This window comes from Moorena sp. SIO3I6, from assembly GCF_010672095.1.
This window is the reverse complement of the sequence record NZ_JAAHHU010000175.1, coordinates 1-10,742: the sequence shown is the minus strand read 5'-3', so window position 1 is coordinate 10,742 and position 10,742 is coordinate 1. Positions and strand designations below refer to the sequence as shown.

General features: G+C 44.0%; 12 protein-coding genes. 3 read left to right on the top strand and 9 right to left on the bottom strand.

Features of this window, described 5'->3' with window-relative positions; genetic code table 11:
• Window positions 1-13 precede the first annotated feature (13 nt).
• Entirely contained in the window at window positions 14-178 is a 165-nt protein-coding gene (locus F6K49_RS29775; protein WP_293028936.1) for a hypothetical protein, read from the bottom strand.
• 172 nt (window positions 179-350) lie between these two features.
• On the opposite strand from F6K49_RS29775, the gene F6K49_RS29770 reads away from it, so the two are divergent.
• A complete protein-coding gene (locus F6K49_RS29770; RefSeq protein ID WP_198954017.1) occupies window positions 351-515 on the top strand; it encodes a plasmid partition protein ParG in 165 nt (54 codons plus the stop codon).
• A gap of 487 nt (window positions 516-1,002) precedes the next feature.
• Here F6K49_RS29770 and F6K49_RS29765 read toward each other — a convergent pair whose 3' ends face one another.
• Together F6K49_RS29765 and F6K49_RS29760 are read right to left on the bottom strand one after the other, a co-directional pair.
• Entirely contained in the window at window positions 1,003-1,629 is a 627-nt protein-coding gene (locus F6K49_RS29765; RefSeq protein ID WP_293067070.1) for a type I restriction endonuclease, read from the bottom strand.
• Window positions 1,630-1,858: 229 nt separating this feature from the next.
• Entirely contained in the window at window positions 1,859-1,981 is a 123-nt protein-coding gene (locus F6K49_RS29760) for a hypothetical protein (RefSeq protein WP_293102401.1), read from the bottom strand.
• A gap of 236 nt (window positions 1,982-2,217) precedes the next feature.
• On the opposite strand from F6K49_RS29760, the gene F6K49_RS29755 reads away from it, so the two are divergent.
• On the top strand, window positions 2,218-3,021 hold the full coding sequence (locus F6K49_RS29755) for a TPM domain-containing protein (protein WP_293039015.1): 804 nt from the start codon (window positions 2,218-2,220) through the stop codon (window positions 3,019-3,021).
• A 93-nt stretch (window positions 3,022-3,114) separates the two neighbouring features.
• Here F6K49_RS29755 and rph read toward each other — a convergent pair whose 3' ends face one another.
• The 4 genes from rph to F6K49_RS29735 form a co-directional block, all read right to left on the bottom strand.
• Window positions 3,115-3,819, bottom strand: coding sequence for a ribonuclease PH (gene rph, locus F6K49_RS29750; protein ID WP_293102398.1), 705 nt, complete (start codon window positions 3,817-3,819; stop codon window positions 3,115-3,117).
• A gap of 100 nt (window positions 3,820-3,919) precedes the next feature.
• Complete coding sequence (locus F6K49_RS29745) at window positions 3,920-4,492, bottom strand: dCMP deaminase family protein (RefSeq protein ID WP_293028962.1); 573 nt, start codon at window positions 4,490-4,492, stop codon at window positions 3,920-3,922.
• A 364-nt stretch (window positions 4,493-4,856) separates the two neighbouring features.
• Window positions 4,857-6,365, bottom strand: coding sequence for a thymidylate synthase (locus F6K49_RS29740; RefSeq protein ID WP_293102395.1), 1,509 nt, complete (start codon window positions 6,363-6,365; stop codon window positions 4,857-4,859).
• Window positions 6,366-6,463: 98 nt separating this feature from the next.
• Window positions 6,464-8,236: an NAD(P)/FAD-dependent oxidoreductase gene (locus F6K49_RS29735; protein ID WP_293028957.1), complete on the bottom strand. Its 1,773-nt coding sequence runs from the start codon at window positions 8,234-8,236 to the stop codon at window positions 6,464-6,466.
• 114 nt (window positions 8,237-8,350) lie between these two features.
• Here F6K49_RS29735 and F6K49_RS29730 point away from each other — a divergent pair, with 114 nt between their 5' ends.
• Window positions 8,351-8,524: a hypothetical protein gene (locus F6K49_RS29730; RefSeq protein ID WP_293028955.1), complete on the top strand. Its 174-nt coding sequence runs from the start codon at window positions 8,351-8,353 to the stop codon at window positions 8,522-8,524.
• 280 nt (window positions 8,525-8,804) lie between these two features.
• Here F6K49_RS29730 and cobD read toward each other — a convergent pair whose 3' ends face one another.
• Window positions 8,805-9,941 (bottom strand): threonine-phosphate decarboxylase CobD, encoded by a 1,137-nt coding sequence (gene cobD / locus F6K49_RS29725; protein ID WP_293028953.1) that lies wholly within the window; start codon window positions 9,939-9,941, stop codon window positions 8,805-8,807.
• Window positions 9,942-9,967: 26 nt separating this feature from the next.
• Window positions 9,968-10,252, bottom strand: a complete 285-nt coding sequence (locus F6K49_RS29720; protein WP_287251158.1) for an HU family DNA-binding protein — start codon at window positions 10,250-10,252, stop codon at window positions 9,968-9,970.
• Between the last annotated feature and the right edge of the window lie 490 nt (window positions 10,253-10,742).

Below are 10,742 nucleotides of genomic sequence, written 5' to 3'. Positions count from 1 at the left end.
GCGCTGAGTTGATCTAGAGAAGATGGGAACGAAACACGAGTTCAAATTGGGTGTCAGGGATTCGCTGACGGGATCCTTCTGTATAAGAGCAAGTGCGGTAGCGACCGATGATTACCCATTGGGTTGGGGGAACTAGAGGAGTCGCTGCCCAAGGCTGGAGGTTTTGTGGATAAGCCATAATGTAGCTATCTCCGTTGAACAATCGAGTAGTAGCCAGCCGATGAACTCTGAAGCGTCGGCGCGCGGGCTTTTCCCATCCTACCTCATCCCTGGGAAAATAAATTTATAAATTTTGTAAAAAAAATCATTGATGCCAGAATGGAGTAAAGTTGTTTACTGGTAGTAGGACAGTGGCTGAAGAATCAATACGGGTTTATCTATCCAAAGATAAAAAAAAGAACTTTAAAGCAGCTTGTGTTATGCAAGACAGGGACATGAGCGATGTTGTCAATGAATTAATTGACAAGTGGCTTGATCAAAATGGCGTATATATACATGGAGAAAAGGAGACATGAATAAATACTGAAGTGCTATCGGTAATAGCTTTACAGACTTATGCGTTCGCGCAGCGTCGGGCTTTGCCCGAATCGCATTTCAGTATCTCTTGTTGTATCTCATTTTGATGCCTTACTATAATCCTTTTAAGTCTGGCATTAAAACCATGCTTAGCCAGCATACTATGACCAAAAAAATTTTGGTTTAAAGCCCCGTCCTTTTAGGACGGCTTTAAGCTATTATTGATGTTAGCGGTAAAGGGCACACATAAAAAGCGAAGTAGGTCTAGCGGACGGCTTCTAATCCGGAACCCTGGTAGCAAAAATCCGCGCATCTTGTACAAATGTGGAAGCTGGGCAAGAGAAATTAAAAATCTCCACCACCTAGTACCGCTGGGCGCAATTAAAAATTAAAAATTCTTCAATGGTTACTATAGCGTTTTCACATCTGATGTTAAAGCGCTATACTTCCTTGTTTATCTCAGAGCTGACAGTTATCAGCTGTCAGTCATTGACGTACTAACTGACCTAAGTGTTTTAATATTCTCGCGACAGTATATAGATCATTGCCACGATTCAGCAGAGAGAACTGATTAGAAAAAGCATATTGCAGTTTATCTTGTCGAATCAGTTTTATAAAAATAAATTCACCGCCATTCGTGACAAATCCGAAAGCAGGCTTTTGTAGCTCAGGATTAGCCAACATATAAGCTAGAGCTTGTGGTATCCCTACCTTTAAAGAGTATTCTGCTCGTTTCGCTTCAATCACCACTATCCAAAACTGAGGTTGGCAAATCAAAATATCAATTCGTCCCCTGACAATCGTTTCCTGATCTTCCGATGAAATTTGTACATCCTTTTCAGCAATAATATAGAAGGGTGGGCGATAAAAATCAGCAATTCTCAACAATGGGGATAGCACCACCATTTTGACAATCGGTTCTACCATGGGATACTCAGATAAGTGAAGATAGTCATCCTTGACTCGATCTAGCCATTGTTTTTCTAGCTCATTTAGTTCCGGTAAATCCTCTTGCCATTCTGGAAATAATTGCTCTTCTGTATTGGGCTCTAGTCCAAATTTTTCCTTCAATTGAGGCAGAGAAATATCTTGGGCTACGATTGTTTCTACCATTATCCTTTGGGAATTGTTAATTAGGTTAATTAGGTTAATTAGTAATTTAAATTTTATTCTTAATTGCTAATGCTTTTACCTTATTATAAACCTTCGCGTAGCGTGGCCTATGGCCAATCGTAAAAAGAATATCGCTCTCAATTTTAAGTAATTACTGCATTACCTGGCTATTTTACCCTCTACAATACTGTTTAATTTAACCCCTAATTCTGATTCTAATTCTACAGGTTTATTGTTGATCCCCACCTGATGGAATCCAGCCGCTAACTGGAGATAGTTCTGGCAATTCAACATATAACCAACCTACACTCCCTTCTCCTCCCACACCTCTCACACCTCCCACAACTCCCACACTCCCTGTTTGACCCTGATGTCAGAAACTTACCCCTGTCAATCATCCCTGTACTGTACAAGATTGACCGTAGGTCACGCTACGCGATGAAGCGAAGCTTCCGCTAAAAGCGATCGAACATTTTGCGATCGCAACCAAGATTAGAATAAAGTAAACAAGTGTAAAGAAATGCTTAGTTTTACTTGATTATTTATCTAAAAGATAAGCATACTGTCCATTGCCGGTTGAAAATAACTATGCAGTATCTGTTTCCAAAACGAATTTTAGTATCCCTGGCAGCACTGTTCCTAGCTTGTTCTATGTGGGCGATTGCTCCTGAGGCAAAGGCTTACGACAATCCTGAGTTACTGCCCGAGGTTCAAACACCAGTCATTGATTTAGCGAACTTTATTCCAGAGCTTCAAGAGCAGAAACTAGTCGAAGATTTAGAAAGCTTTGAGGAGGAAACTGGCTGGAAACTCCGAGTTTTGACCCAATATGACCGCACCCCTGGTCGGGCAGTCAAAGAGTTTTGGGGACTTAACGACAAAAGTGTGTTACTGATTGCTGACGCCCGAGGGGGTAATATTCTAGGGTTTAACGTGGGTGATGCCCTCTATGAATTCCTTCCTCGGACATTTTGGGTAGAGTTGCAAACCCGATTTGGTAATCTCTACTTTGTACGGGATAATGGCGAAAACCAATCCATTATCGAATCCCTAGATACGGTCAAGCAATGCCTGCGCCAAGGGGGATGTCGGGTGGTACCTGGACTACCACGGGAACAGTGGATTCTGACCCTAATTACTTCTACTCTCGGAGGAGTGATTTTTGGATTTGCGGCTATCCCCCGCAAACGGGAACAGGTTTTCGCTTGGCAATGGGCTTTGATTTTGTCGCCACTTTGGGGTATTCTGTTTATTGCCTTCGGTATTGGACCTGTGGTGACACGGACATCTGATTACTTGCCACTATTGCGCAATATTATTGGTTTTCTTCTCGGTGCGATTGTGGCTTACTTGTCACCGATGATTAGTGAATCCTCAGCCTCAGAAACTTAACACCTGGTCAAATCCCCGTAATTTCCGGAATTTTCCGGAAATTAATAGCTAGGTTGCAGGAGTTCCTACTCATTACTCAGCACTATGTTTCTGCTAGCGCTGTGCTTCTAATAACTCCTTAATACCTTTTTCTGCTACGTCCATCAACTGATTGAGTTGATGGCGAGTATAAGCCCCTGACTCCGCTGTTCCCTGAACCTCAATAATACCCATTTGGTCGTTCATCACTACATTAAAATCCACCTCAGCCGCCACATCTTCGAGATAGTTGAGGTCTAAAAAGGGCTCACCTTCCAATAAACCGACGGAGACAGCAGCAACTTGGTGAATTAAAGGCGATCGCTCTAGTACTCCCGTTTTAACCAGTTTATCCACAGCATCCGCAAGAGCAACATATCCCCCAGTAATGGAGGTAGTGCGGGTACCTGCATCCGCCTGTAAAACATCCGCATCTACCGTAATGGTCCTCTCGCCCAAGGCTTTGAGATCAACAGCAGCCCGTAAACTACGTCCGATTAACCGCTGAATTTCCTGAGTTCGACCGGAAAGCTTGAGAAGTTCCCGTCTTTGGCGTTCCGGTGTTGCTCCTGGTAACATCCTATACTCAGCGGTTAGCCAGCCGCTGCCAGTATCCTTGAGAAATCGGGGGACTTCCTCCTGAACCGTCACGGTACAAAGTACTTTGGTCTCACCACAGTGAGCTAAAACGGAACCAAGAGCATAGCGGGTAAACTCTCGCTCAAACAAAATGGGACGTAGTTGATCCGCTTGTCGGTGATCAGGACGCTGCCAAGACATAAGTTATGTAGCAAAGGGAGTAGGGAGTAGGGAGTAGGGAGTAGGGAGTAGGGAGTAGGGAACAAAAATTATCACAATATTATTGAGCTATATTATCGAGCTAGTCACCGTTAATAATTGTGTAATTGTTTTCAATAATTTTGTCCGACAATTTAGTAACAGATGTTGGATTGAGGAGAAATGAAGCTGCTCGTTTAGCTGTTTCTTCACTTAACTGGATTTGGGTTAGGCTAACTAAGCCGTCGTTCAGAAAATGATCTCTAACTAGAGCTTTCTCTCCACTATTGAAGATAGTCTCATAAAAAACTTTCTTTATGCCAGCTGAAATGATTAACTTCAAGCACGATACACAAGGTTCTAGGGTGACATAAATAGTCGCTCCAGCAGTGGCAATACCATGTTTAGCTGCAAACGCGATCGCATTCGCTTCAGCATGAACAGCTCGGGATGGCATGGTACGAGACGCATCGCAGCTACTTAGTCCAGCATAGCAGTATCCCTGAGCTGTGCAATGACTTGAGCCAGATGGGGGACCATTGTAACCTGTTGCTAAAATCTGATTGTTTTTAACAATCACTGCTCCTACAGGAAAGGCTAAACAGGTTGAGCGAGTAGCTGCTAGCTTAGCCATCATTAAAAAGTATTCATCCCAGTTTGGTCTTTCATTAGTCATTGGTAATTTTAAAGTTGTTAATGATCAATTTTATATCAATGTCAGTTTAGTTGATGACATAAACTATCATCGTCTTTTTTAAGTGAACAGGGAGCAGGTAAAAGAGAACAGTAAATAGAAACATGTCTTAACCTTTACTGTGGTTGCTATAACTTGTCATTTTACCAAGAACTATTCACCAAACTATCTTTGGTTATTTTTTACACCAAACTCGTTTTTTAGGTTATCTATAGTTGATGCTGATCAATAACTGCTTATCAATAACTTATCCTAGTCATGAAGTACAGTCAATTTTCCCATGGGTCACTCCTTACTCCCTAATTCTTAATACCCAGGATTTTGTATATCATAAGTATTAAAAATGCTATAATTGGTGATAATTTTTATCTTCTTTTATAGCTATCATAGCTTTTTCTAATTCTATTCCTAAATAGACCGCATGACTAGGTTGTATTGAAGGATTATCACTACAAATTTTTCTAGATAAACTCATGGCATTTTTACCAGAATACGTAGCAATTACTTCCCCGCTACCAGGGGTTGTATGCTTCACTATAATATCAGTATTTTCCGTTTCAATCAAGAAATTACCAATGGGATCAGCATACTGTTTCTGTTCTGAATTGATAATTTGTTGATAGTGATTTTGAATAATCCGATTAGCATAGTCATAACAATCATCATAAATATGAGCACTTTGACTAACGGTAATCAGCGGTCCCATTTTTAATTGAATACCCCCGCGCTTACCAATTTGGTCTGTAATATACTGCTGTAGTGCTCTTAGTCCAAAGGCATTAGCTGCCCAAGCGCTAAACATATCATTACTTCTCAATGTGGCAGTTAGGGACAATTCATTATCCACAACTCTCAGCCAGATGTGATTCAGACAAGGACTACCCCCTTTCTCATGGTCTTTGACATCCCATAGGGACATCACTGCACTGGCTGCATCGATTTCACCAATGAGTTTGGTGATGACTTGCTCGATTTGGTCACGTTTGAACCAAGAACGTAGACGTTGACCATAAGTATATTTCACTCCTTCTACTACGGGTGCGTCGTCCAGGATTTGATGAATGTATTCTTGAATAAAGTCGCGATCGCATGGTAAATAATTGGGCTGAGGAAAGTAAAATTCAGGAGGTTCTGCCGTTACTACTGCCATTAAATCAATTAGCTCTTGCCAATATCCGTCATAACCCGTGGGCCGAATTGTGCCGGTAGTTTTAATGCGATGAATTATTTTAACCCAAGTTTCAGCTATCGTTCGTCCTTCAATGCGATGTCCGTAGCGCGGTCCTGGTTTTAGGGGGGCACAGCCAGATGCCCCGACATCATTGGCCATAGGAAATTCCAACGATTTTCCCCAGGGCTCTTGAGTTTTGGAGCCATAAGACTTAACCAGACTAACGGCTTGGGTAATCGAATCAGCCTCTGCCACAGAAAGTTCCCTTCTGAGTTGTTCTAGGATGACTAAGGGAATCTCCATGTCAATATACCCTTTTATAGAAGAGCGAATCACCCAGCAGTGACGACCAGTATCACTAGTCCCTTCTTCAACCCCATGGCGGAAGAAGTCCAGCAAGCAAGTCCCACTGCCAGCATTTCGGTCTTCCTTCGTAGCGTTGAGAATGACCAAGTAGCGGACATGGGGATTAGCGAGGAGATTACGAATGAGCAGGCTAATTCCCCGGGTGGGACTGTATAACTGTCCGACCACAGCAAACTCAGAAGGGTTTAACTTTTTTGCGATCGCTTCTTTGATCGTCCAACCAGTAATTACCGCCGTTTGACCTGTACCGTAAATTAGTTGGTTAGGCTTGTGCAGGGGTTTGTACTGGAATTGACTTGGTTTGGTGATTGCTGTCATTTTAATGCAGAAGTTGAAGCTTGAATGTTGACTGTTAAATTTTAAATGTTAACTGTTAAATGTTTAAGGTTTAAGCGTGAAGTAATGGTAATCAACATTCATTTTGACCAACTACGGCGTAGGTTAAAGAAACCTTCCAGAAAGTTTTTTAAGGTCTGATTACGACTAATTCGTTGGTGCTGCCACTGTATTGCTGTTTTCTTAAAAATCTCTGACAAGGTGGGATAGGGATAATAGAGATTTGCCAACATACCCAATTTAATTTTCTGCTGAATCGCTAGGGTAATTTCCCCGATTAATTCTGTTGCGTGTGATCCAACTATGGTTGCTCCTAAAATTGTCCCATTGCGCTGCACTACCAGTTTCATATACCCAGTGGTTTGCCCCAGGAGCTGAGCCTGATCTAACTCTTTGAAATATTCTCGAATCACCCAAACATTCTTGCCATAGCGCTTTCTGGCTTCTACTTCTGTCAGACCTACCCGTGCTAATTGGGGTTCAGTTAAGATTGTCCAGGGAATCCCGTGATAATCCACCTTAAAGCAGGGGAAAAACAATGCATTCTTCAAGGCAATGCTGGCTTGATACTGGGCAATATGGGCACAGGGATAACCACCAGCCATCTTGCCACAGCTATAGATGCGGGGATTAGTCGTTTGTAGTTTCTTATTGACCTGAAGACCCTGCTGAGTGTACTTTATCCCAACCCCTTCTAGATTTAAGGATTCCACATTGGGTTGCTCACCCGTAGCCAGTAAAATGGCATCAGCTTCAATGGCCTTATTACCAGCCTGAACCCAGGTTTTCCCGTCAATCTCTCTGACCTGATCAACTGGACTATCCGTCAGAACTCGAATTCCCTCAGCTTCCAACTGAGCTTGTATGAGCCTAGATGCTTCTAGGTCTTCCTGGAACAAAATACGAGTAGTACTGACCACCAACGTTACCTCACAACCGAGTCTAGCTAAAGTCTGAGCTAGTTCTGGAGCAATAGGCTCATCCCCAATCACTACCCAGGTTTTGGGTAGTGAAGGTTGGGAGGTTGAAGGTTGGGAGGTTGAAGGTTGGGAGGTTGAAGGTTGGGAGGTTGTTCGCGTAGCGTGGCCTTTTGGCCAAGGTTGTTCGCGTAGCGTGGCCTTTTGGCCAAGGTGATCGGGTTGCTGGTTTTCAGGTTGCTGGTTTTCAGGTTGCTGATTATCGGGTTGCTGGTTTTTAGGTTGCTGGTTTTCATTTCCAACCTTCAACTCCCCTTCAACCTTGAACCTTCCAACCTTCAACTCCCCTTCAACCTTCAACTCCCCTTCAACCTTCAACCTTCCAACCTTCAACACTTTGTGCCAGATATCCTTTGGTGTGAAATAGTCTATGGTCTGTAACCCTTTGATATCGGGAATAGCTGGGCGAGAGCCAGTAGCGATCAGATAGGCACGAGACCGCAAACGTCGGTTGTTGACTACAAAACCGAGGTGAGGCAGTCGGCAAAATTCCCCCTCACCAGTGATTAGATCAATCCCTAAAGTAGCTAAAATAGCTGAAGAATTCTGTTCTGAGCAGTTGGCAACCACTAGATTAGCCCATTCCATCACCTCAGTTAGTGGTAGGGATGGAAACCCGGTCTGTGACATGACGGGTTCGGTTAAATCATCTATTTGAGGGTGAATACCCAATTGAGCAGCGTCACGCATCTGCTCAAGCTTACGCCCCATCTCACTTAATACTCTGGTGTAAATAGTCCCCTGTGCTAGCCAACTATTTTGTCCTTGCTGAGGGTCTACCAGAGCCACACGAGCATTTAAACCAGCAGCCGTAACAGCAGCATAGACACCAGCAGGAGTGCCACCAATGATAATTAGGTCATAGTCAACGGTCATTCTTCCAATAGTTGAAGGTTAGCAGGTTACAACTTACAGGTTAGCCGGTTAGCCTGTTGAACGTTAAAGGTTACAGGTTGAAAGTTACAGGTTACAGGTTAGCCGGTTAGCCGGTTGAAAGTTACAGGTTACAGCCGCTTCACCTTGGCCAATAGGCCACGCTACGCGAACAACCATCTAACCTACGCGACAACAGACGCCTACGGCCAGCAACCTTGGCCAATAGGCCACGCTACGCGAACAACCTTGGCCAATAGGCCACGCTACGCGAACAACCTTGGCCAATAGGCCACGCTACGCGAACAACCTTGGCCAATAGGCCACGCTACGCGAACAACCTTGGCCAATAGGCCACGCTACGCGAACAACCTTGGCCAATAGGCCACGCTACGCGAACAACCTTGGCCAATAGGCCACGCTACGCGAACAACCTTCAACCTTCTAACCTTCAACCTTCAACCTTCTAACCTTCAACCTTCAACCTTCTAACCTTCAACCTTCAACCTTGGCCAAAAGGCCACGCTACGCGTTCAACCTTCAACCTTCTAACCTTCTAACCTTCTAACCTTCAACTTATCAAGATAGCGTCTAAAGCTGTTAGTAAGCGTTGGTTATCTGCCTGTGTACGTACAGCGACCCGGAAAAAGCGATCGCTTAATTCCGGGAAGCTTAGGCAATCTCTGATCAAAATCCGATGGTGTTGGAGTAGTTGTGCTTGGATCTGTGACGTGGATTTTTCTGAGTGGACTAGCAAGAAGTTAGCTGCACTGGGGTAAGGTTGAAGACCAGGTAACTTAGCCAGTCCCTGAAACAGTTGCTTACGCGCTGGTGCTAACCAATCCCAGGTTTGCTGTTGAAATGCTCTATCCTGAACCACTGCCGCTGCCGCTGCCGCTGCTAAGGTATTGATTGGCCAAGGGTCCCGCCACTGCTGCCAACGTTGAAGTCGCTCAGGGTGGGCGATGCAATAACCGAGTCTGAGTCCAGGAAGACTGTAAAACTTGGTAAGCGATCGCAAAATTACCAAGTTCGGATAATCCCCAATTAAAGGAATCAGGCTTTGCTCCTGCTCAGGAGGCAGGAAATCCATGAAAGCCTCATCCACAACCACCAAAGCAAATTGCTTCAGATAAGGCTCAATTGCTTCTGAGGTAAACAATTGACCTGTGGGATTGTGGGGGGTATTCAGCAGCAAACCCTTTCGAGTCCCCTCTTGTGGGAGTAAGGAAGTAAGGGAGTCAGGGAGTAAGGGCATCAAAGAATCAATTTCCCTGCCCATCTCCCCATCTCCCAATCTGACACTAGGTGTCGAGAGTTCCCTCATTAGGGGGCACTCCCTAATTCTTGCTCCAAATGCCTTCAGTCCCCGTTGGTAGTCCCTAAATGCTGGAGTAATTATCAAGGTTTCATCTAGTTCTGATAGCTCGCGACAAGCCCAAGTTAATAATTCGGCTGAGCCATTACCTGGAAGAATCCAGTCTGGGGGCAGGGTTGGATGCAGTTGCGTCAAACACTGCCGCAGCTCGGCGTAATTGGGGTCAGGATAAGCTACCAGGTTATCTAGCCCAGACTCAATCCCTGCGATCGCACTTTTAGGGGGACCAAGAGGATTGATGCTGGCAGAAAAATCAAGAATTAAGGAAGGAGGACAGTTAGCCAGTGCTGCTGCCCAGGCTAAATTTCCCCCGTGACTTGGTCGTTTCAAGGACAAGTTTCTGAGTGAATCAGCGATTACTCCTTCGGTGGTGCAACTCTCTCTTTAAAAACCTTACCAGCAGAAAAGGCTGGAACCTTAGTTGCCGGAATTTCCATCTTTTCACCAGTTTTGGGATTGCGACCCTCACGAGCCTTACGCTCCCGGGATTCAAAGGAACCAAAGCCCACTAAGGTGACTTTATCACCCTCAGACACTGCTTCCATAATCGTTTCTATCGTAGCCGTTAGTACTGCATCCGCTTGTTTTTTGGTTACAGTAGCTCTTTCCGCCACTTTATCAACTAATTCACCCTTATTCATTCAAATCTCCTTGTTTTTCAGATCATCCAACCAGGGTTTTCAACAAAAAAATCGCTGCAACACTCGCAGCTTCAAGGTTTCACTGCATTATTCTAATGTTTGCAATGCCGATATGGATCGTTGAATGCTTTAATTTATATAGATTTCAGAATTTTGTCCCAAAATGCTCCCCTAAATTTATTCCTTAGGGAGTAGACAATCATAATTTTTTATGATCTTTGATTGTTAATTATATATAACTAATTATTTTACGGTAAGCCCCCCGCTCTAGGCGTGCTTGGTAGGTCTGCTATGGATAAGCATGGATAAGCATTGTTGAGAGCCCTTTTTAGGTATTGACAATGACCATTATATTAAGTTATAATATCAAATCCGGTTAAATAGTTATCGTTAAGCCTTGGCTGCCTGCCACCAATGAAAATGGGTCAGACCACGAATGAAGTCGCACTGCTTGAGTAAAACACAACAGCGAGCGCAAATTATCTGCTCC